This is a genomic window from Marinicrinis lubricantis (assembly GCF_042658665.1).
GTDB classification, from domain to species: domain Bacteria; phylum Bacillota; class Bacilli; order Paenibacillales; family KCTC-33676; genus Marinicrinis; species Marinicrinis lubricantis.
Window position 1 is genome coordinate 126,335 of sequence record NZ_JBHSQV010000035.1, and the last position, 22,325, is coordinate 148,659.

The 22,325-nt window shown below is 46.4% G+C and carries 25 protein-coding genes; 1 reads left to right on the top strand and 24 read right to left on the bottom strand.

The window, feature by feature from the left end; translation table 11 throughout:
• Positions 1 to 15 precede the first annotated feature (15 nt).
• Both ACFPXP_RS06530 and ACFPXP_RS06535 read right to left on the bottom strand, forming a co-directional pair.
• A complete protein-coding gene (locus ACFPXP_RS06530; protein ID WP_379893413.1) occupies positions 16 to 522 on the bottom strand; it encodes a tetratricopeptide repeat protein in 507 nt (168 codons plus the stop codon).
• A gap of 62 nt (positions 523 to 584) precedes the next feature.
• Positions 585 to 929: a nucleotide pyrophosphohydrolase gene (locus tag ACFPXP_RS06535; protein WP_379893414.1), complete on the bottom strand. Its 345-nt coding sequence runs from the start codon at positions 927 to 929 to the stop codon at positions 585 to 587.
• A gap of 227 nt (positions 930 to 1,156) precedes the next feature.
• On the opposite strand from ACFPXP_RS06535, the gene ACFPXP_RS06540 reads away from it, so the two are divergent.
• Positions 1,157 to 2,029, top strand: coding sequence for a YitT family protein (locus ACFPXP_RS06540; RefSeq protein WP_379893416.1), 873 nt, complete (start codon positions 1,157 to 1,159; stop codon positions 2,027 to 2,029).
• Between the two features lie 71 nt (positions 2,030 to 2,100).
• On the opposite strand, the gene ACFPXP_RS06545 is transcribed toward ACFPXP_RS06540, so the two are convergent.
• The 22 genes from ACFPXP_RS06545 to trpE all read right to left on the bottom strand — a co-directional run bounded on the left by ACFPXP_RS06545 (position 2,101) and on the right by trpE (position 22,177).
• Entirely contained in the window at positions 2,101 to 2,973 is an 873-nt protein-coding gene (locus tag ACFPXP_RS06545) for a carbohydrate ABC transporter permease (protein ID WP_379893417.1), read from the bottom strand.
• Positions 2,963 to 3,835 (bottom strand): carbohydrate ABC transporter permease, encoded by an 873-nt coding sequence (locus ACFPXP_RS06550; RefSeq protein WP_379893418.1) that lies wholly within the window; start codon positions 3,833 to 3,835, stop codon positions 2,963 to 2,965. Before ACFPXP_RS06550 ends, ACFPXP_RS06545 begins: the two co-directional genes overlap by 11 nt.
• A 56-nt stretch (positions 3,836 to 3,891) precedes the next feature.
• Entirely contained in the window at positions 3,892 to 5,187 is a 1,296-nt protein-coding gene (locus ACFPXP_RS06555; RefSeq protein WP_379893419.1) for an ABC transporter substrate-binding protein, read from the bottom strand.
• A gap of 244 nt (positions 5,188 to 5,431) precedes the next feature.
• Entirely contained in the window at positions 5,432 to 6,304 is an 873-nt protein-coding gene (locus ACFPXP_RS06560; RefSeq protein ID WP_379893420.1) for a sporulation protein YpjB, read from the bottom strand.
• Between the two features lie 57 nt (positions 6,305 to 6,361).
• Positions 6,362 to 7,021 (bottom strand): DUF1405 domain-containing protein, encoded by a 660-nt coding sequence (locus ACFPXP_RS06565; protein ID WP_379893421.1) that lies wholly within the window; start codon positions 7,019 to 7,021, stop codon positions 6,362 to 6,364.
• Between the two features lie 132 nt (positions 7,022 to 7,153).
• Positions 7,154 to 8,035 (bottom strand): c-type cytochrome, encoded by an 882-nt coding sequence (locus ACFPXP_RS06570; protein ID WP_379893422.1) that lies wholly within the window; start codon positions 8,033 to 8,035, stop codon positions 7,154 to 7,156.
• A gap of 21 nt (positions 8,036 to 8,056) precedes the next feature.
• Positions 8,057 to 8,728, bottom strand: coding sequence for a menaquinol-cytochrome c reductase cytochrome b subunit (gene qcrB / locus ACFPXP_RS06575; protein WP_379893423.1), 672 nt, complete (start codon positions 8,726 to 8,728; stop codon positions 8,057 to 8,059).
• A gap of 14 nt (positions 8,729 to 8,742) precedes the next feature.
• Entirely contained in the window at positions 8,743 to 9,288 is a 546-nt protein-coding gene (locus ACFPXP_RS06580; RefSeq protein ID WP_379893424.1) for a ubiquinol-cytochrome c reductase iron-sulfur subunit, read from the bottom strand.
• A gap of 215 nt (positions 9,289 to 9,503) precedes the next feature.
• On the bottom strand, positions 9,504 to 9,932 hold the full coding sequence (locus ACFPXP_RS06585) for a DUF2487 family protein (RefSeq protein WP_379893425.1): 429 nt from the start codon (positions 9,930 to 9,932) through the stop codon (positions 9,504 to 9,506).
• 132 nt (positions 9,933 to 10,064) lie between these two features.
• The gene (locus ACFPXP_RS06590) at positions 10,065 to 10,280 is read right to left on the bottom strand and encodes an IDEAL domain-containing protein (RefSeq protein ID WP_379893466.1); all 216 of its coding nucleotides are present in this window, start codon (positions 10,278 to 10,280) and stop codon (positions 10,065 to 10,067) included.
• A 59-nt stretch (positions 10,281 to 10,339) separates the two neighbouring features.
• Entirely contained in the window at positions 10,340 to 10,858 is a 519-nt protein-coding gene (locus tag ACFPXP_RS06595) for a gamma carbonic anhydrase family protein (RefSeq protein ID WP_379893426.1), read from the bottom strand.
• Positions 10,859 to 10,931: 73 nt separating this feature from the next.
• Positions 10,932 to 12,041, bottom strand: a complete 1,110-nt coding sequence (locus ACFPXP_RS06600; RefSeq protein ID WP_379893427.1) for a hypothetical protein — start codon at positions 12,039 to 12,041, stop codon at positions 10,932 to 10,934.
• Positions 12,042 to 12,182: 141 nt separating this feature from the next.
• On the bottom strand, positions 12,183 to 12,791 hold the full coding sequence (locus ACFPXP_RS06605; protein WP_379893428.1) for a hypothetical protein: 609 nt from the start codon (positions 12,789 to 12,791) through the stop codon (positions 12,183 to 12,185).
• Positions 12,788 to 13,381 (bottom strand): RNA polymerase sigma factor, encoded by a 594-nt coding sequence (locus ACFPXP_RS06610; RefSeq protein ID WP_379893429.1) that lies wholly within the window; start codon positions 13,379 to 13,381, stop codon positions 12,788 to 12,790. Before ACFPXP_RS06610 ends, ACFPXP_RS06605 begins: the two co-directional genes overlap by 4 nt.
• A gap of 432 nt (positions 13,382 to 13,813) precedes the next feature.
• Complete coding sequence (locus tag ACFPXP_RS06615; RefSeq protein WP_379893430.1) at positions 13,814 to 14,905, bottom strand: prephenate dehydrogenase; 1,092 nt, start codon at positions 14,903 to 14,905, stop codon at positions 13,814 to 13,816.
• 37 nt (positions 14,906 to 14,942) lie between these two features.
• Positions 14,943 to 16,049: a histidinol-phosphate transaminase gene (gene hisC / locus ACFPXP_RS06620; protein WP_379893432.1), complete on the bottom strand. Its 1,107-nt coding sequence runs from the start codon at positions 16,047 to 16,049 to the stop codon at positions 14,943 to 14,945.
• A gap of 25 nt (positions 16,050 to 16,074) precedes the next feature.
• Positions 16,075 to 16,881: a tryptophan synthase subunit alpha gene (gene trpA, locus ACFPXP_RS06625; protein ID WP_379893433.1), complete on the bottom strand. Its 807-nt coding sequence runs from the start codon at positions 16,879 to 16,881 to the stop codon at positions 16,075 to 16,077.
• Entirely contained in the window at positions 16,881 to 18,074 is a 1,194-nt protein-coding gene (gene trpB, locus ACFPXP_RS06630) for a tryptophan synthase subunit beta (RefSeq protein ID WP_379893434.1), read from the bottom strand. Before trpB ends, trpA begins: the two co-directional genes overlap by 1 nt.
• Positions 18,071 to 18,739, bottom strand: a complete 669-nt coding sequence (locus tag ACFPXP_RS06635; RefSeq protein ID WP_379893435.1) for a phosphoribosylanthranilate isomerase — start codon at positions 18,737 to 18,739, stop codon at positions 18,071 to 18,073. Before ACFPXP_RS06635 ends, trpB begins: the two co-directional genes overlap by 4 nt.
• A complete protein-coding gene (gene trpC, locus ACFPXP_RS06640) occupies positions 18,736 to 19,545 on the bottom strand; it encodes an indole-3-glycerol phosphate synthase TrpC (RefSeq protein WP_379893436.1) in 810 nt (269 codons plus the stop codon). The genes ACFPXP_RS06635 and trpC overlap by 4 nt, the downstream gene beginning before the upstream one ends.
• Positions 19,535 to 20,575 carry an anthranilate phosphoribosyltransferase gene (gene trpD, locus ACFPXP_RS06645; protein ID WP_379893437.1) on the bottom strand — a complete coding sequence of 347 codons (1,041 nt, stop codon included), beginning with the start codon at positions 20,573 to 20,575 and terminating at the stop codon, positions 19,535 to 19,537. The genes trpC and trpD overlap by 11 nt, the downstream gene beginning before the upstream one ends.
• A gap of 63 nt (positions 20,576 to 20,638) precedes the next feature.
• A complete protein-coding gene (trpE, locus tag ACFPXP_RS06650; protein ID WP_379893438.1) occupies positions 20,639 to 22,177 on the bottom strand; it encodes an anthranilate synthase component I in 1,539 nt (512 codons plus the stop codon).
• Positions 22,178 to 22,325: the final 148 nt, after the last annotated feature.

Consider the following 22,325-nt stretch of genomic DNA (forward strand, 5'->3'; position numbering starts at 1 on the left):
GTTCCTTTCTGTATCTCAAGTTTCCGGAAGTTCTCTTTGGAGTTCTTCCATCCATTTTAATGCATTTTCATTTTGCGGATCTAGTTTGAGCGCTTCCCGTATGCATTCCGCAGCCTGTTCGTTATGACCTTGAGCAGCATATGCAATGCCAAGCAATACGTACGCCTTTGCAGATAGCGGATCCAGCTTGAGCGCCTCTTTTAACATCGTGATGGGAACAGAGGGGTCCGTACCATGATCCCTTAATGCATTTTCCGCTTTCTCGATCCAGTTCCGGGATTGCAGCGTATGAAGGTGATACCTGTATTCTTCATGCTCTTTATTGAGCAAGCATGCGGTCTCGGCATGGATGATAGCCTTCTGCAGCTTGTCGCTTCTGGCGCACGTAATGGACAGCTTATAATGATAATCGGCAGCGACTGGTTCTTTTTTTATCGCTTCTTCAAACCAATAGATCGCCTGCTCAAAGTCGGACTGAAATATAGCCTCATATGCTTTTTTGATCAAATCTTTTCCGTCCACGCCATACCTCCCTCCCCTCCCTCCTTCCAAATAAGGATTGGTACAGCATATGACACGTCATTTTAATCGGTGTTAATTTTAGTCCATCTGTCCTTATCCCGCGTATTAAACTTCTGCATCACCTGATCGAATGCATCGGTTAAATCAATATCGAGCGAATTCGCAAAGCAGGCTAAGATGAACAAAATATCGCCGAGTTCCAGCTCTACCGAATTGCTTTCCTCCGTAGGCTTTTTCGGCTTCTCTCCATAGGTGTGGTTCACCTCTCGCGCCAATTCGCCGACTTCTTCCGCGATCCGCGCGACAAGCGCCAATGGACTGAAATAACCCTCTTTAAACTGCGAGATATATTCATCCACTTCCCGCTGAATCTCCTTCAGCGATTTATCTTTCCACTCTGGTTTCATAGCCATCCCTTTCTGCAAAGCATCTTTCGTTTCAATCTACTAACATGTTATCTTAAAGAAGGATTGAAAACAAATGCTTTTTCATATACTACATTCAATTTCCTAACGTTCTTTTTTCTTATATCGTCCAATGAGCTAAAAATATTGACCCTTACATAAATGAATGAGGTGACAAGCTAAACCGCTTACTCAAATATGCGGCTGAACTTGTTTAGGAGGAAAGAAGAATGTTCAAAACTAACTGGAAGCCTGCCGTTCAACAGATTTTTCCGATTCTGTTAGGTACAGCTATTTATGCGTTCGGACTTCATTTTTTTGTGATTCCGAATGAGCTGATGGAAGGAGGAGTAACAGGGATTTCCCTGCTGCTCAAATATGCGCTCAACATCCCGCCTTCCTACACTACTTTAATCATCAATGTACCTTTATTTTATGTAGGATGGAAATATGTGGGAAAGCAGCCCATGTACTATACGATTCTTGGTACGCTGTCGCTATCGTTCTTCTTATGGGTCATTGAATTCTTAATGCACAAGGGCTGGGTAACTCCTTTCCGTTACGAAGAGGACTATTTATTGGCTGCACTATACGCAGGGGTTACGCTGGGGGCCGGCCTAGGACTTGTATTCCGGTTTGGCGGAACAACCGGCGGGTCAGATATTATTGCCCGTATCTGCAACAAAAAGATGGGTTGGAGTATGGGGCAGGTGATTCTGTTTATCGATGCAATTGTCATCGGCACTTCCGCTTTCTATATTCCGATTGAGAAAATTTTTTATACACTCGTTGTTGTGTTCATCGCAGCAAAAATGATCGACTTCATTCAGGAAGGCGCCTATGCGGCTAAGGCATTTACGATTATCAGCGACAAACCGGTGGAGATCTCCCAAAGAATTAGCGACGAGATGGATCGGGGCATGACATTTCTCAGTGCGAAGGGCGGATACTCACGCATGCCAAAAGAAGTTGTATACTGTGTAGTATCCCGTCAGGAGGTACGTCGTCTCAAAAGCATCGTAAGACAAGTAGATCCAAGGGCGTTCATGATTATCAGCGATGTACATGATGTGCTCGGAGAAGGATTTCGGGTGGAAGATTGATATGTTAAAAATAGAGAGGATTTTTCTTTGACGAGAAATCCTCCCATTCTTCATAACCAAAAAGGCTTCAATTAACCCTTGATACCCGTTAAAGTCACACCTTCAATAATTTGCTTCTGCGCTACAATATAAATGATGATCACGGGAATGACGGATATCGTTGACCCAGCCATTAATAACGCCCAATCTGTAATGTACAGTCCTTTAAAATAATTGAGCAGAATCGGTACCGTAAATTGTTCCGGGGTACTTAAATAAATGAGCGGGTCCAGGAAATTGTTCCAGTTATCCTTGAATATAAATATTCCTACAGCTGCCAACGCCGGCCGAACTAATGGAAGAATGATGCTTCGGTATATCATGAACAGATTTGCACCATCCAAGAACGCAGCTTCCTCCAGCTCACGCGGAATACCGCGAATAAATTGTCTCAGCAAAAACACAGCGAAAGCGTTGAACAGTGCACTTGGAACAATCAAGGACAGATGGGTATCCAGCCAGCCAATATTCTCCATGACCATATACAGCGGAATCATAGTGACCTGCTTCGGAATCATCATCGTTCCCAAAAACAGTATAAATAGAAATCCGGATCCCCAGAAACGAAGCTTAGCAAAAGCGTATGCGGCCATCGATGCCGTTAATAGCTGAATCGTGACAACAACAATCGTAATGTAGAAGCTGTTCCAATACGCTCTTCCGAACGGCATGACACTTAATGAATCCGGATAATTGGACCACACGATCGGGTTAGGAATCCACTTGGGAGGAACTAGAAAAATCTGCGAAATATCCTTCAATGAGCTCGTAATCGTCCAAAAGAATGGAAACACCATAATGACCGATCCGGCCAGCAAGACGATATGCAGCAGGCTCCTTCGGAATCGCGTGATCGCTTTATTCTTGGATGCTCTGCCGCCCCCTACGATTCGCTCAGTCCTCATAATGAACCCACCTTCTTGAAAACTTAAACTGAATTAATGTGAAAATCATAATGATCACAAACAGGATGACGGCCGCAACAGAGCTCCTTCCCATCGTGAAATCAACAAATGCCTGCTCGTAAATATGGTAGACGAGAGTATAGCTGGCTTTAGCCGGACCGCCGCCTGTCATCACATACGCCTGATCGAACACCTGAAAAGATCCGATCACCGCCATGATCGTCAAGAAAAAAGTCGTTGGCGAGAGCAGCGGCAGCGTAATGTGCCAAAACCGCTGCACCTTGCTCGCTCCATCCATCTCCGCCGCTTCGTAGTAACTTTTGGGAATTCCTTGAAGACCCGCGAGAAATATCACCATATTGTAACCGAGTCCCCACCAGACGCTTAATATCGCGATGGATGGAATAACCCATTTCCGGTCTGTAAGCCAATGGGGCCCGTCGATTCCGACGTAGCTTAGCAATTGATTCAAAATGCCGAAGTCGCCATTAAAAATCCACATCCATATGACGCCAATGGATACCGAGCTGGTAACTACAGGCATAAAGAAAATGACACGATAAAACTCTTTACCGATGATCCGATTCAAGGCGAGCGCAAGCATCAATCCAAGCGCAATACTCGTAGGTATCGTGAGCAAACTATAATAGGCGGTGTTCATCATCGCTTTCCAAAAATCCGGATCCCCTAATTGGTAAACAAAATTATCGAAGCCGACAAAAGATTTCGAACCAAAGCCATCCCATTGCATAAAGCTGAGCATCAGCGCAAATCCGAGAGGAAATAGTGAAAATGCCAGCAACCCTATAAGCTGAGGACCGATAAAAAATAAAGCCCACAACATATTTTTCTTATGCTGCAATCGACATCACCTTCTTTGAGAAAAACTGTACCTAAGACATTCGAGGAAGAGCCCGTTCATTGGTTTCGGTATTCATCAATCATCTCTGTCGCCTTCTTCGTTACAGCCTGTATCGTCTGCTCTGCACTTTGCTCTCCGAGATACATCAAATCGATGATATCCATAATTTCTTTATCCATGCCCGGAACGACCGATTGCTTGTCATCTACACGTCCTTTATTTCTTGCATCCAGCAAATAGCCGGCGTGCTCAGGGAATTCAGCCTCCGTAATGATTTCATCCGCTCCTAATACTGATGGCACCGCATTGCCATTCCCTTCAAGACGTGCTTTTTGCCCTTCTGGCGATGTGTAGAAGGAAGCGAATTTCATCGCAGCATCCAAATGTTTGGAATCTTTATTGACCACCATATAGGCCGTTGCAATGGACACCGTTCCTTGCTGTTCTCCCGTGTTTGTTGGATACGGAATATAATCAAACTCCAGCGCCTTGTTTTCACTGAACATGGGCGTATACCAACGACCGGCTCCCACGAATCCTACTTGGTTTGACATGAACATGGCATCACCGCCTTGTCCTTGAGGCAGGGAACCAGAATAAGTGAAATTTCCTTGTTGCAGCATATCCGAAATATATTTAAAAGCCTCTTGAGCCTCTTCATTTTCGCTTAAAATGATGTGACCATCCTCGTCATACATTTCACCGCCATTCGTCCATATCCATGTAAACAGCGGTCCTGACCAACCATCCAAGATAAAGCCTTTTTTTCCGCTCTCTTTGATTTGCGCAGTTACCTCCGCAAACGTATCCCAGTTCCATTTTCCTTCATCGTAGTATTCTTGCGGAGATTTTACTCCTGCTTCTTCCAGCACCTTTTTGTTGTAATAGAGCACAAAAGGATTGCAATCTACTGCGAGGCCATAGATTTGATTATTGATCTTAGCCGCTCCCCATAGTCCTTCCGCAAATTCATCCGGCTTTACATAGCTTTCATCACTGCTTAAAAAGTCGGATAAATCAACCACTTTTCCTGTCTCCACAATTTTCGAAATCCATTCGCTTCCAACATAAAATATATCCGGAGCTTTTCCGCCTGACAGCTGTGTCATGATTTTGTCCTGATAGCCGTCGTTCGGAATAGGCACTAACTCCACTTTTATTTCAGGATTATCAGCCATAAATGCATCCAGTGCCTTTTGGTATACTTTAATTTCTGCCGGGTTTCCCCATGCGGACATCGTTAATTGGACTTCTCCATCATCTGTATTCTCTCGATGGTTACCACCGCAAGCGGATAAAAGCAAAGAAAATAAAAGCAGGATAAGCACTGTAAGATAAGCTAATCTTTCCATGATGATCCCTCCCATGTGTTCAAAAGTTAGCATACCGGCATCACGTCCAGCTGTCATTTTCAAGGTATGGGGATATTTCGTTTAGGCCTTATTCCTTGCATTGATCACCCCCTGGAGATAAAGCGCTCTCATTTTTGTTCGTTATTTGGCCTACGAACAAACAAGAACCGCTTTAGCATCAGTGTATACAACTGATGCTAAAGCGGTTCTAGTTCATTTTTTCTATTAGTTTTTTTATCTAAGGCTAAACAGGAGAGCCTCTTCTGGGTGGAACACCATTTTTCCGCTCATACTGAATTCGCTGGTATGCATAATACGATAGGACAGCCAAAATGAATGAACCGATTCCAAACGACCACAGCCACGGGCGTTCGGAGCCTGTAACCGGCAGCGTAGTTGTGCTTTCACTGTCGCCAAACAGTTCATCCAAATAAAGCTCAAATTCATCCAACGTATGCATAAATACCGATTGATTCATCGATGGTTTACCCAGCTCCGTCGCAAAAAATACAAGGAAGGAATTCCCTTTTTCCACGAGCCATGCTTCCTTCTGAATATAAACTGCCGGACGAATCATCTGAAACGTCTCATTCAGCTTTCGAAAAGACGTGACGGCTTGCTCCATATTTCGATCGCGTATCTGCACCCTGAGCTGCTCAACGTCACCCTTCAAATCGTCTTCAAAGCTTATCCACATTGGCGCTTCCGGATGAGTCAAGCTGTCAATGGCTAACCGAATCTGTGCAGCAGAAAATTGAATCGCCTTTAAATCAGGGCTGACACGCTCGATATGCTTTCCCGCCCGAATCACTGAATGAAGCACTTCACTTTTTCCTTCCACGGATGTGGCTCCATTCATTGGGAGCTGCTCCAAATGTCTACGCAGCTGGTTTAAGTGAACGACTGCCTTCTCCAGATCGCCGTTCCGTGCAAGCCTGTAGAAGCTGTCAGCCGATTGATCCAGCTGCATGAGCTGCTCCGGCTCCACAGATGCAATCCGATCGACACTATTGCTCTGTCCTGCTTGTCCGCAGGCAGCCGTATACAACATCAAGAAACTAATCATGAACCAACATCCAAAAAATACTTTATACCGCCTATGAAACAGCTTGGCCATGATAACTCTCCCCCTGTAAACATGCTTCTATCAAAGCATATGGGGGGATGTCCACATTTAGACCAAGATCTTGTCCCGCTTTTTGGCGAGCATCACAGCCGCCGCAATACATAAGCAGCTGAGCAGCACGGTCGTCCACTGCACCGCTCTTACATCATCGTACAGCGGTCCGGGCAGCCAAGGGAAAATCTCTTGAGAGTAATCCATCGCATCATTAAACAACGTCCAGCACGCAATAACCAACACGTGCACGTAATGATAACGAAAATACCTTGCGAAGATGGCCGCTTCAGCAGCCATTCCAAGATGCGAACAGATGAGCATGTACTGTTGCCACGTCACATGATCCCCTTGCCAAGCACCGGCTATAATCATCAGCACGGCCCAGATGCCATATTTTATCGACGTAATGACTGCAAAGGCCTCGATCAATCCGTATGGATGCATCGACATCCGTTCTGTATTTGCAAGCTTCGCCTGTTTCTTTTGGCGAGACAGCAAAATAAGGAGTGAAAGTGTAAAGAACAAGCTGGCTGTAGGGCTGTCCGGAACAAAAATGACGAACCATTTGCTGATTTCTTCATAGGTCATGACCAATTGGTTGCGATACCACTCAAATCCGTATACCGTACCCAAGGCGTTCACCCAAAATAAGATCCAAAGAAAGGACCTGTTCAGTAAGAACGATGTGCTGAACAGGTACGCTAGCTTAGACACTCGTTGATCACTCCTTTGCTGAAAAGCACCTCCTCATCCATGGTTCTCAAAATTAATCGAACCTGGGCGAATCGCGCTTTCTTTTATTATGAACAAAAAGACCTGACCTTCTCAGGTCAGGCTCTAATGACATTAGGATGCTTTCTTTTGGGCCGAAAGCCATTCTGCTAATTTGTCTAACTCTTCTTCGGTTAGACCTTTATTGTTGATGTTGTCCTCCCACTGAGGCCCCATCTTCCCGGATTCGGTTCCTTCTTTCATGATCTGGATGATCTCTTCCTTCGTATGAATATCACCCACACCGCGAAGCTGCGGAGCAAATCCGTCCGTACCGGTTAAGTCCGTAGCATGGCAAGCCACGCAGGACGATTTTTGATAAATGCTGTAGCCTTCTGAATCCTGTTCCACGATCGCAATTTCTTCTTTTTCTGCCCCAGGCTTAGGCATTTCTTTGCCAGCTTCCATATCCAACTCTCTTTGAATGTGCTCTGGAAGCATGCCTTTGGATTCCATCTCATGCGTATAGTGATCCCAAGACACCCAAGTCAGGTAAATACAAGCGATCAGAGACAGCCCCATTAGAGAAGAAGCAATCGGTCTGCGGTAAAATCTTCTTTCCTTTCCTTTATCAAGGAATGGAGCAAGAAACAATCCTCCGAACAGCAGTCCCGGAAATACGATCGTCCCCCATACGACGTAGTCGCCGGAAACGTAATCATACTTCAGGAACTGATACAGGAACAAGAAGTACCAGTCCGGCATTGGAATAAAAGACGTATTCGTTGGATCCGCAGGATAGCCTAAAGGCGGATGCTCAGCGATAACCAAAGCCAAAAATCCGACTAATACAACAGCTCCAACCATCCATTCTTTAAGCAGGAAGTTGGGGATAAAGGCTTCGGATTTTCCCGGATATGCGGAGTAATCCCGCGGAATATTCGGGTGATTTCTTTTAACAATACGAGAGTCGCCAACGTAGACGACTTTATCTTTCGATTGATGTCCGTGAGCCACTGGCAGTTCCTCCTTTCAATATTATAGCGGGCCGGATATTCCTTGCTTACGAATCATGAAGAAGTGTGCGGCCAGCAAACCAAGCAGCGCACCCGGCAGGAAGAACACGTGAAGCGCAAAGAATCGAGTAATGGTCTGAGCGCCTACGACATCCCCGCCCTGCAGGAATTCCTGAATATATCCGCCAATAAAAGGAACTGATGCGGCAATCTGAATGCCGACCTTCGTCGCAAAGTATGCCTTGTTATCCCATGGCAGAAGGTAACCAGTAAATCCAAGACCCAGCATTACGAAAAAGATCAACATACCTACGATCCAGTTCATTTCTCTAGGCGCTTTATAAGAGCCTGTAAAGAAGACCCTCAAGGTATGTAGAAGCATCATGACAATAACCAAGCTGGCTCCCCAGTGATGCATCCCTCTAACGATGACACCAAAAGCCACTTTGTGCTGCAGATAGTCAACACTGGCATAAGCATTAATAATGTCGGGAACATAATACATCGTCAAAAACATACCCGACAAAATCTGGATAATGGTGATGAAAAACGTTAATCCGCCGAAACAATAGACGAAAGCGGAAAAGTGATGAGCAGGGTTGACGTGCTCCGGCACTTCATGGTCCGCGATATCTCTCCACATCGGCGTAATATCAAGACGTTCATCGATCCAGTTGTAAACATTCTTTAACATCTAGATACGCCTCCTTATTTCACCCTTGTGTTAGGCTTAATATCGCCGAGATACACCCAACCATTTTCGTCTACTCTAACGGTATACTCGTCGAGCGGCGCAGAAGCAACGGCCAATTGTTTGCCGTCCACCGTATAGTGCGCTCCGTGGCAAGGGCAGTAGTATTGATTTTGGTAATCCGGATTTCCATTCCAGTTTACCGTACAGCCCAAATGCTTGCAGACTGGAGACAGAGCGAATATGTTCCCGTTCGCATCCTTTGCAATCCACGCTTCCATTTGCTGTTCACTTTCATACCAACCGTCCACAACATGCACTTTAAACTTTATGGATTGAGGCTCTTCGGTTACCTTATTGGCTTCAATCACCTTGTGCCATTCTCCGCCTTCTTTCTTTTGAAGCAGCGGATCTACGGCAAAGCGCAGGTTATACAGAATCGGAACACCAACCATGAAAGCTCCGGTTCCGCCGAGGGTATAAGAAAGGAATTGCCGTCGAGACATTTCTCGTCGTGCAGTTTTTCGCTGAGGATGCTGCAAATCCTTTTGTTCTTCGGTCATGTCGTTTTTTACCCCCTTTTTCCTAAGACTCCAATTTATTCACATTTCAGACACACATCTCACACTAGGACATTACTTATAATAGCCCACGACCTATAACGCGTCAAGAATTGGAAGCGGGAATTCGACTCCCAAGAATTGACTCGCAAAAAAATGTAATGAATTTGTCACACTTTTTTAGATAGGCTCTGCTGTTCCTTTTCAATTTATTGCTTTTATGATTTATTGTTCGACCAGAGACGCTGAATCATACCTGAAATTTCTTGTGAACGGATTTCATTTCCTTCTATTCGCGGCGAGATCCATAAATCCGGTCCTTGCGGATGTTCCAAGCTTGGCCGATCAAGAAGCGACACAACGATCACATATGTATATCCCGTGCTCTTTAAGTGGCTGCACAATAAGTTCAGTCCGGAGACAAAGCTCTCGTCTGATCCCATCACATATTGTACCGCCGGTACAGTCACAATTCTTCCACGAAACGGCCCTTCTATGTTATCCATCAAGTCCCTAAGCTGTTCAAGCCGGTCAGCCGCCTCTACGGGATCCTCTTTGCCCGATAAGCCTGTCACAGGGAGCAGGCAAGTATCCAAATACGGCTTAAGTTCTGCCCACTCTTCTCGTTTAATTTCACTAAATTTCATGATGTTCGATTCCCCTCCGCTCATCTGATGCGTCCATTGTATCATATCTTCATATAGTCATCAGTCCATTTGCAGCCAAGATAAAAAAGCAAATGAACGAATATTCATTCATTTGCTTTCACTTTTGACGGATTATGCGTATTTTTTCTGGTTGGAACTCGGACTGTTCTCGATCTGACCACGGATTGAGTTCAGCTCTGATGTCAGTGTGTAGAATGCGTCCTGATCTCCGTTCTTCAAAGCTTCGTCAATCTCCTCTTTTATCTTTTCCAAACGAAATTGTGCCACTGCTCTGTCTAGAAACATTTCCGCGTGGAGACTCAAGAGTGCATCATAGATAATACTCATTTTTTCCACCGAACATCCCTCCAATCCATCTTACGAAATGGTCCTCTAGTAAATGAAGCTTATGCTTTTTTTTGGGCCTGTAAATACTCTCGCCCGCGTTCAATATAACTATCAGTGGTGACCCTCATCCGCTCCAGATCTTGTTCTCTCAACTCACGAACGACCTTTGCTGGTGTTCCCACACATAATGTATAGGGTGGAATAACCGTATTTTCCGTGACGACAGAGCCGGCTCCTACTAAAGCATATTCACCAATATCCGCTCCGTTCAAGACGACGGCCCCCATCCCGATTAATGTGCCTTTACCTATCCTGCAGCCGTGAATAATAGCACCGTGTCCTACCGAAACCCGATCATCTAAAATCAGCGGCGTATTCGTATTCACATGACCAATCACCCCATCCTGCAAATTGCATCCTTCACCGATACGGATCGGGGCTAAATCCCCTCTCAGCACGGCATTAAACCACACGGAACAGTTCGCCTGTAAAATGACATCACCGATCAGCTTCGCACCTTCTGCAATAAATACACCTTTTGCAGCTTGGGGCATGATCCCTTGATAGGAAATCAACATAGACTCACTCCACCCTTCGTACGTTTCGTCTCATTATGAATGGGGTGATTGTATCAACATCTCTTCGCTGCTGTCAATGATCGATGACGATGACTTCCTTCTCCTCTATGAAATGCCCTTGTATGATTTTCGCAGCGGAAGCACTTTGACGAAGAACGATCCCTGCTTCCGGATGCTCACCGATTTTCAACAAGCCCAGATGCATCAGCATGTGAACCAGCCTTTTCTCAATGATATTCTCCGAAGTGTCATAGTAAAACGGCTTCACATAGGGGAGCAGGGCAGCCCGCAGCGAGTCGAATGTTACCCAGCGCTCTGTTAACATGCACGTCCAGTGAACAAGGGCTTCAAGATTTTTGATCGGGCTTTTATACAGTTTTAAATAGAAACGATACAGCTCCATCGGAGATGGATATGCAACATCAAGCACGGTACGTTCACCTTTTTCCGTGAGCGTAAGCTGCTGTTCTTCGGCGATCAGACCGTTGTAAAAGCAATAATCATAGATAAAAGAAAAGCGGTTTGGATATTCCTTCACTCTTCTTCCATAGCCAAACCTCCATTCTCCTTTCGCCACAGGCGACTCCTCGACGGACATTTTCTCGAGAATCGAGTTGAGCTGCTTTTTATATATAAATCCATCAACTGACAGCTGAATGGGTTCATGGCGAACATACTGCAAAAACTTCAGTACATCTTCTTGCAAAAGCTGCTGTTCTTCACGGTAGACTGGCGGCTCATCCAAAGCTTGAATATGCTGCATAAAGTGTCTTTTCAGCACATCGCCAAAGCTTTTTTTGATATCCTCTGGAATCGAAAACAAATAGCGGGTCTGCATCGAATATCCGTTAAACAACCAGCCATACTTTTTTAGCTTTGAAATCCGCTCCCTGGGGCTCGGCATTTGTTCACGCTTTTCAAAAGCGGCTTGACTTGCTTTGGCCGTTAATTCTTCGATGCTGAAAGCTTGCTTCTTATCAAACATGAGGGAATTGATGAATCGCAAATCCTCCAGCTCCAATTCTTGAACCATCTGCTCGAATCGTTCCCTTCTGCTGAAGGCGGACAATATCGCTTGAATTAATTCATTTTTGGAATGGGTTTTGCATTGGCATTGGTAGCTGTTCGCGATTTGATGAAGCTGTCCAATGTCCGAATATACTAACATATCGGCCAGTCTCACATTCATCCCCCCGCGTTTCATAGTCTCTTACGATCATTATGGGATGAATTAGAACGTTTCATACTTCTCTTTTCATATTTTCCTATATTTATTCAAACAAAAAAAGTCCCCAGCGTGTATTCCGCTGAGGACTTTTTCGGTTCACGATCTCGTACGGCTGAGCCAATTCATTAACAGAAGAGCCACAATAATACCGCCGATCGCAAATATCATGTAATAGTTCGGATTGTTCTGCAGACCGTCCATGGACAGCAAGTATGGATCACCCACACTGGCCACTGTAATTCCTTCAAGCTGGATACCCTGCCTCGAAGGAAATTCGACGGTCTGATCTGAGCTGACCACGGGAAGACCGTTCCATTCAGCGGCAAACGTCGTTTGCTGTTCTTCTTGCGGCAGGGCGAAAACGAGCAGGCTGATAGAAAATACAGCAAGTAAGAAAGCGATGCATGCCGTGTACAAGAACTTCTGCCTTTTCGTAAAAGCGATCAGCCGTTCCGTAATGGAAACCTTCCAAGGCTCCGTTTGATATATTTGATTCATTACTTTATCTGCAAAGCCTTCACTAGGAATGACCTTCTCCGAATCATTCGTTTGTTCAATCCAGCTGCGGCTTGCTTCCCATAACGTAAACTCCTGCATGCAGGAGGAGCAATGCTTCAGATGATGATCCACCTGGAGACGCCGCAGGTCATTCTCCGGCAAATCCCAATAAATATAGATATTTTCCAAGGCGGCATCACATTTCATCGCTGCTTCATCCTTTCAAATTCATCCAATCTCTGCTCTGTAATGTACGGCTCTAATTGGTTCTTCACACTTGACCTGGCGCGAAAGAGCAGTGACTTCACAGAGCTTACCGTCTGACCTAATATTTGAGCGATCTCCTGATAATCCAATTGATCGTATTCACGCAAAATTAAGGCTGATCTTTGCTTTTCAGGTAAATTGTTAATCGCTTTCCTGACCAAATCCACTCTTTCGGTTCGCAGAATGGCCTGTTCCGGCAGTTTGTCCTGCGCATGTTCCTGAATCGCTTCGCTGTCTTCAAGCGGCACTTTGGTCTTTTTTTGTTTTCGCAATTCACTGAGGACTGTATTTCTGGCAATGGTATATAACCAAGTAGAGAATGATGCCTCTACCTCTCGAAACGTATCCAAGCTGCGGTAGGCTTTATAAAAGGTCTCCTGGCATAAATCCTCGGCGACCATCTCCAGCTTGGCGCTCCTCAACATATGAAAAATAAACGCAAGGATTTTACGCTCATAACGATGAATTAATTCAGCGTACAATTCCACGTTTCCGTTTTTAATTTCACGTATGAGCTGGGAATCCGTCATTACCGCGTGCCTCCTTGCTATGTACTGACTCCCCCCAGCAGAGCTTTTACATGATATTAATTATTACCCTGCTGAAGGAAAAAAGTTGCGTCTATTGGATGAACATCGATTATTTGGGTCGATATGTATGTCTTGCAAGTGATTGATTTGAAGATGTCCGCATCTTACTTATAGTTCTTTGCCGGAATGAAAACTCCTTCTTGTTACAACATTTTCCACATTTTATGTTTGGAAACAAAAAAAAGACCGCCTTATCTAGAAGGCGGCTGCACTCATTCTGTGTGCTCATTATTTTCGGATAGGAGTGGAGAGAAACCATACTGTACTTTTATTATATGTATACGTTTTCATATTGTCAACGTTTTTTTTTAAAGGGCTTTCATTTTCTTTTTTTATAAAAAAAAGAACGTCTTACGACGCTCTTCGTCTATTCTAGAAATGAACACGGTAGGAAAGCTGCTTCAATACTTGAACAGCCCTTTCCAAATCATTTTCGTTTCTAAAGGACAGCCGCAGTACGCCCGGCACATCCTCTCTGCTTTCAATAACCTGAATGTTGCTTAAGCTGATTTGCTGCGTTCCCAGTTCCGAAGCGATATGACCGATGACACCCGGATGATCGGGCACATCGACATAAACATCGAATAAAGATGTGATCATGCCCTTTCTTCGTTCAGGCAGTCCGCTGCGGAATCGATTCGCTCTTTCAAACTCAGCGGAAATCGCTTCACCGTCTCCGTTCTCAAGCATCTTGACGAAACGATCGATCTCTGCCTGCCAGTCCTTCAGCAAATGCAGCAGGACTTCCTTGTTATTGGTCAAAATGTCTCTCCAAATTACCGGATCGCTGGATGCAATTCTGGTAATGTCACGGAAGCCGCCCGCAGCGAGTCTGCCATATAAATCATTTTGTTCATGATAGCTTGCCACTTGATTCACTAATGCAACCGCAATAATGTGAGGCAGATGGCTGATTGCGCCGACGATATCATCGTGGAGCGCCGAATCGACACGGATGATTTTCGCTCGAGTCAGCTCGAGCAGCTGCTTTAGTCCAGCAAATACCTCTTCGGGTGTATTCGCCGAAGGAGTAAGAACATAGAAAGCATTTTCGAATAAATGAGATGACGCCGCTTCTACACCGGAACGTTCTGAACCCGCCATTGGATGTCCGCCGATGAAATAGACATCTTCTATCGCCAAAGCTTCCGCACTTTGCATAACTGACTGCTTCGTGCTGCCCACATCCGTAATGACACAGCCTTTCTTGAGACTTAGCTCCTTCAGCTGTTGTAGATAGGATTCCAACTTGCCGACAGGAACGCAAAGAAAGATATAATCTGCATCCTGCACAGCCTCTTGGAGAGAGGTTGTCGCTTCGTCCACGACTTCCCGCTCTAAATACTTTTGCACGGAAGCCGGATTAGGAGAATGTCCGATCACGTGATACCCCGGCCTATCTTTCAAGCAGAGAGCCAAAGAACCACCGATCAAACCGACACCGCATATTGCAACCTTGATCATTTTATCACTCATTTGTTTAAGAATAAGGTACTGTTCGTTATACGCCTTGCATAGCCTCAATTTCGCTCAAGGCGGTCTCCAGCGCGTTGATAAATGCTTCATTCTGCTCTTGGCTTCCTACAGTTACCCGAATGGAAGTCGGGAATCCCAAGCTCTGTCCGCTGCGGACGATAATTCCTTTCCGCATCAGGCTGTCAAACATATCCTGTGCCGGACGATAAGTATTGATCATAATAAAGTTTCCGTATGCCGGATAATAAGCGCACTTCAACCGTTCGAGCTGTTCCGTAATGTAACGGATTCCTTGTTCATTTTGCTGCTTGCACTGGTTGATGAATTCTTGATCCCCGATGGCCGCAAGTGCAGCGCTTTGACCGTATCTCGACGTATTAAATGGCTCTCTTACTTGATTAATCGTATGAATGACATCCGGATGCCCGATGCCGTAACCGACTCGCAAGGAGGCCAAACCATAAATTTTGGAGAATGTGCGCAGAGAAATGAGATTACGATACTGTTTGAGCAGGCTGAATGCATCTGGATAGGACGCATCATCTACATATTCGCAATAGGCCTCATCCAATACAACGAGAACATGCTCTGGTACACGTTTCATAAAATCAGCGACCTGTTCGTGGCTGACAATTGTACCCGTCGGATTGTTCGGATTGCAGATCCAAACGATTTTCGTTTTATCCGTCACTTTGGACAGCATTCCTTCCAGGTCATGAACACCATCCTTAAGCGGAACCTCGATACATACGGCACCTTCAATTTCAGCATTATGCTTATATTGCGGGAATGTATGGGTTGCCATGATCGTTTCGTCGCCAGGAACGAGATACGCCCGTGCCAGCATCAAAATGATTTCGTCAGAGCCCGCTCCGAAAATCAGCTGATCCGGCTCCACGTTCAAATGATCTGCAAGCGCCTGACGAAGCTCCATGCTGGCTCCATCGGGATACAAGCTGGAGTTGTCCAGCTCGCGAACGATCGCTTCCTTCGCTCTCGGTGAGCATCCGAAAGGATTTTCATTTGAGGCCAGCTTAATGACATGTGAAAGTCCCAGCTCTCTCTTGACTTCTTCAATAGGTTTTCCCGGTTGATAGACCGGAAGGTGGACGATATTTGATTTTGGTTTCATACCCGGTATCACCTCAAATGAAAGTTTATGCTTTTAATGATGACACAAATTCACGAATTTGCAAGAGTCCCTGCTCTTTTGTCTCCGCTTTTTTTAGCAATTCCACATTCGATTCAATCGATCGGACAATGGCACTGCCGATAATCACTCCGTCGCACATGCGGGAGAAGAATTCAAACTGCTCTCTGCTCGAAATCCCGAACCCTACCGCCACAGGCACGTTGGCCGCTTCCTTTACAGTTCGAATGAAAGTATCGATTTCTTCTGAAAAGCTGCTCCGCTCTCCGGTAACACCCAACGATGAAACGCAATATACGAACCCTTTCGCCTTTGAAGCGATCCGCTCCACGCGTTCCTTCGATGTAGGCGCGACGAGTGGGATGAGATGAATATCGTACTTCTCGGCCAATTGGCGTACCTCACTGTCTTCCTCCAGCGGAAGATCCGGAATAATCAGGCCGCTGATTTCATTTTCTTTGATCGTATCAAAGAAATGCTCAAGTCCGAATTGAAGCACAGGATTGTAGTACGTAAAGAGTATAAATGGAAGCTGTACACCGTTATCTCTTGCCTTCCGTCCAACTTGAATGCAGTCCATCAAGGTTACGCGGTTCTGCAGGGCTCTCTCCGATGCCCGTTGAATGACAGGGCCGTCTGCCAGCGGGTCCGAATACGGTACGCCCAGCTCAACCATATCCGCCCCTGCCTTCTCCAGCTCAGCGATGATTTCCAAGGACGTCTCAAGGCTAGGATCGCCGATCGAAATGAAAGGGATATATGCGGTTTGGCCTGACGCCTTCAGCTCAGCAAATTTTTGATCAATCCGATTCATTACGCTTCCCCTCCCATGTACTGCATAATCGATTCGACATCCTTGTCTCCCCGTCCGGACAAGCTGACGACGATGATCTGATCCTTATCCATCGTCGGTGCAAGCTTCATCGTGTAAGCAATGGCGTGCGCACTTTCCAGCGCAGGAATAATGCCTTCCTTACGGCTCAACAGCTGCAGTGCCTCGAGCGCCTCTTGATCGGTAGCTGGTACATATTCCGCTCGATTCGTATCCTTAAGATACGAATGCTCAGGTCCAATCCCTGGATAATCCAAACCAGCGGAAATCGAATGTGCCGGCAGCACTTGACCGTTCTCATCCTGCAGCAAATAGCTCATCGAGCCTTGGAATACCCCGTGGCTTCCTTTCGTCATGGTCGCCGCGTGCTCCTCCGTATCAACACCTTTTCCTGCCGCTTCAACGCCAATCAAGCGCACGCCCTCATCCTGCACGAAAGGATAAAAAATCCCTATTGCGTTGCTTCCTCCGCCGACACAAGCAATCACCGTATCCGGCAAACGACCTTCCTGCTCAAGGATTTGCTTCCGAGCCTCGTCGCCAATAATACGCTGAAAATCTCTAACCATCATCGGGTAAGGATGAGGACCTGTAGCGGACCCTAGAATGTAATATGTGTCATGCACGTTGCTGACCCAATAACGAAGCGTTTCGTTGCACGCGTCCTTTAAGGTCCTCGTTCCAGACATGACAGGTACCACTTCGGCCCCTAATAGATTCATACGGAATACATTCAGCTTCTGACGTATCGTATCTTCTTCTCCCATAAACACCTTGCATTCTAATCCTAAAAGAGCGGCAACGGTCGCCGATGCTACGCCATGCTGACCAGCTCCGGTTTCGGCAATCACCTTTTTCTTGCCCATTCTTTTCGCCAGCACCGCTTGTCCAATCGCATTATTAATCTTATGGGCACCCGTATGGTTCAAATCTTCACGCTTCAAATAAATTTTCGCTCCGCCTAAATGTTCCGTCAGTCTCTCCGCATAATAGAGTGTCGTAGGCCGTCCGGAATACTGCTTCAGTAAAAAACGAATTTCTTCCTGAAAGGAAGGATCTTGACTGTAGTGCTTATACGCTTCCTCCAGCTCCATTAATGCGTTCATCAATGTTTCAGGTACGTAGCGTCCGCCAAAAGGACCAAAGCGGCCGTGTTCGTCCGGTACTTGATTCATCGGTTCTTCACCCTTTCTACGAATATTCGAATCTTCTTGATATCTTTCACTCCATCAGTCTCTACACCGCTGGAAACGTCAACTCCGTCAGGCTCATATTTATCTATCAAATCAGCTATATTCCCTTCATGGAGCCCGCCGGCTACAAACAAAGGAATGCCTAGTTCACGAGCTGCCTTCTTCCAGACCGGGATCACTTCCCAACGAAAGGTCTTGCCGCTGCCGCCGCCGTATACCGGATCGTATGTATCGAGCAGCGCGGCATCGATCGTTCCTTGATACGGGGCAAGTACCGATTTCACCTGTTCATTCGTCCACAGCTGTTCATTCAAAGAAAAAGCTTTGAACACTTTAACCCCGAACTGCTCCTTTACCTCAGCGCAAAAAGCCGGCTGTTCCGCTCCATGCAGCTGAACGACATCCAGAGCGGCTTCGGCAAGTACCTCGCGAAGCTCAACTAAGGATGGGTTCACGAAGACTCCAGCCGCCTGAAAGCAGCGGATTCCCTCCACACTCAACTCTTGGATGGCCTCCGCTGTTTGCGTTGGCGTCACTTGCCGTTTGCTTGGAGCAAATACAAAGCCGACATAATCAATGGAAAGATTTTTGATTTGACGAATCTGATCCGCGGATTGGAGCCCGCATATTTTTACGGCTGTCGTCATTGCGAATGACTCTCCCTTATTGCGCTTACGCCCATTAAATCCAACACCGCCGCGCCTACATCCGCGTGACGCATGAAATATTCTCCAATCAACAGTGCGTGCGCTCCCATCTGTTGAAGCGTTCTAACATCTTCCTGCGATGAAATGCCGCTCTCGCTCACGATCGTTTTCCCGGAAGGGATCACCGAAATCAGTTCTCCGGTCTTCTTCAAATCCGTTACGAACGTTTTCAAATTGCGGTTGTTAATGCCGATCAGGCTGGCATCGGAATACAGCGCATGCTCCAGCTCCTCTTGATCATGTACTTCCACAAGGACGTCCATGCCAAGATCCTTGGAAAGCCCATACAGTTCCTTCAGCTCCTGCGGCGTTAATATGGCTGCGATCAAGAGCACCGCGTCCGCGCCAATCGCTCTGGCCTCATAGACCTGAAGCGGATGAATGAGAAAGTCTTTTCTTAATAACGGCACATCGACGGCTGCTCTAATTTCGCGTAAATAATCATTAGAGCCTTGGAAAAACGGTACATCCGTCAATACCGAAATACAATCTGTACCCGCCTGCTCATATGTTCGAGCCAACTCCACGGGATGAAAGTCAGGACGGATCAATCCCTTCGAAGGAGACGCCTTTTTCACCTCGGCGATCAGGCCCATCTCCCTCTTTCTGCCCATGCTCAGCGCCTTTTCAAACCCGAGAGCGGGAGGCATATCTGCAATTTGCCGTTCCAGTTCTGCGACATTTGTTTGTTGACTTAGAAGTTCAACTTCTTTCTTTTTCTGAGCGACGATTCGATCAAGATACATAGCTAAGCTCCTTTGTAAGACTAATCAATTGCTCCAGCTTCTCCATAGCTAATCCGGTGTCAATCACCGAAGCAGCATGCTTGACCCCTTCCTGCAAGGAAGCCGACCTGCCTGTAACGTAGAAGCAAGCCCCTGCATTGGCCAACACAACATCTCTATAGGCACCCTGCGCCCCTTTAAAAATAGATCTAATAATTTCCGCATTTTCCGCAGCATCTCCGCCTACAACCTCTTGCAGCGAATACGTACGAAGACCAAGCTTTTCCGGATCGATTTGATACGTAGAGATCGTTCCTTCATCCAGTTCCGTAATTTGCGTTGGAGCGGAAATACTGATTTCATCCAAGCCGTCATGACTTGCAACGACCAACGCTCTTTTCAGGCCAAGTTCTCTTAATACGAAGGAAAGAATCTCCGTCTTATTCCGATCGTAGACGCCCATTAGCTGATAATCCGCCCCCGCGGGATTCGTGAGCGGTCCCAACATATTGAATACCGTACGGAAGCCGATTTCCTTTCTCGGACCTGCCGCATATTTCATCGATTGATGATAATTTTGTGCAAACATGAAACAGATACCGACTTCCTCCAAGCACCGCTTCGCTTGGTGTTCATCCAATTGGATATTCACGCCGAGCGCTTCCAAAACATCCGCACTGCCGCTCTTGCTGGACATCGCCCGATTACCATGCTTAGCGACCTTCACTCCACCTGCTGCCGCGACGACAGAGGAAGCTGTGGAAATATTGAATGTATTCGCTCCATCACCGCCGGTTCCGCAAGTATCCAGCAGATTTTTTTGTTCTGTCGTTACTTTTCTGGCCTTTTGCCTCATCACTTCCGCGAAACCCGTAATTTCGTCGATGCTTTCACCCTTCATTCTTAAAATCGTCACGACGCTTCCGATCTGAGCAGGGGTCGCTTCGCCTTCCATAATGAGTGTCATCACTTGTCTCGCTTCGTCTCTCGACAAATTGTTCCCTTGAATCAATTTGTTTAAAGCGACTTGCATCGTTAATTGCCTATCCATCACCAATTCTCTCCTTATTCATATTAATAGGTACTCGCACTAAAATCAAAGCTAACCGCTCAATCAATAATAGTCTTGGTTCGTAATGGCCGCTTTCGAGCGTCCTTGGGCGGGAAACCATTCTTCCGCCAGCCGGATGGAGGTCAGCAGCGCCTTCGCCTTGTTGACCGTTTCCTCGTATTCCTTCTGAGGATCCGAATCCCACACAATGCCGGCTCCAGCCTGAACATATGCTTTACCATTCTTAAAAATAATCGTGCGGATCGTAATACAGGTATCGAGGTTCCCCGAGAAACCAAGGTATCCTATCGCCCCTGCGTAAGCGCCTCTCGCTTCGTTTTCCAACTCCGCTATAATTTCCATCGCCCGGATTTTCGGCGCTCCTGAGACGGTGCCTGCAGGAAGACAAGAGATAAACGCATCGAAGAAATCTTTATCCTCTCTCAGTTCCCCGGAAACGTTGGATACGATATGCATCACGTGCGAATATCGCTCTATATCCATAAAGCTGTCGCAGCTCACCGTACCGTACTTGGATACCCGGCCGATATCATTACGCCCAAGATCAACCAGCATGAGATGCTCTGCCAATTCCTTCTGATCCGCCAGCAGCTCTTTCTCCAGCGCTTGATCCTCTTCATCGGTTTTCCCTCTCGGACGTGTTCCTGCAATCGGCCTCGTCTGCACTCTGCCATCCTCCACACGGACCAGCAGCTCTGGCGATGAACCGACAAGCACCTCTTCCTTCATTTTCAAATAATACATATACGGCGATGGGTTGACCGATCTCAGTACCCTGTACACATGCAGCGGAGAAGCTTCCGTTTCCATTTCAAAACGCTGGGACAGAACAACTTGGAAAATATCGCCCGATCTGATATATTCTTTGGCGCGAACGACATTTTGCTTATACTGGTCCGGTGTCAAATTCGATTTCAATTCACCCAAACGCACCTGCTGATCCGCTTTCCGATTCATTGCCTCCGCCTGAACCGGCTGCTGGAGTTTATACAGCAGCGTGTCGATTTTATCGACAGCTGCTTGGTACGCTCTCTCCACATCGCTGCGGCTCGCTCCTTCTGGAACATGTACATTGGCGACAACCTTAATCTGCTGTTTCAAGTGGTCAAAGACGATCACCTGATCGCAAAACATAAACTGCATATCGTCCATTTGCAAATCATCGTGTCGGTGAGCAGGCAGCTTCTCATAATACTGCAGCAAGTCATATCCGAAAAAGCCTACAGCTCCTCCAGAGAACCGCGGCAGCTCATCGAGATTCGGACTGCGGTACTTGGCAAGCAGTCCTTTCAACGCTTCAAGCGGTTTCTCGCTCGCCGTAAGAACCTCGCCATCTTTCTCCATCACAACGTGTCCGTTCTTGCCTCTGACAATAAGGAAAGGCTCCGTACCGATAAATGAATATCTCGCCCAATTCACTCCGCCCTCTACACTTTCCAGCAGAAAGCAGTATTCCTCCTCATGGAAATGATGAAACAACCGAATCGGTGTTTCCGTATCCGCCAAGATGCTTTTCGACACGGGAACCAAATTATACGTTTCCGACAACTCCAATACTTTGTCTAATCCAGGTGAAACCATTCGACATTCTCCTTTACAGCATGATGTGCCGTTTGCGCTTGAAATTAAAAAGCCTCCGCCGAGAAGGCAGAGGCTGATAGACTGTAATTCAAAGAAGAACGTGAATAGGAAAATAAGCCAAAACGAACCCGGTCATCCCACTTCTGGT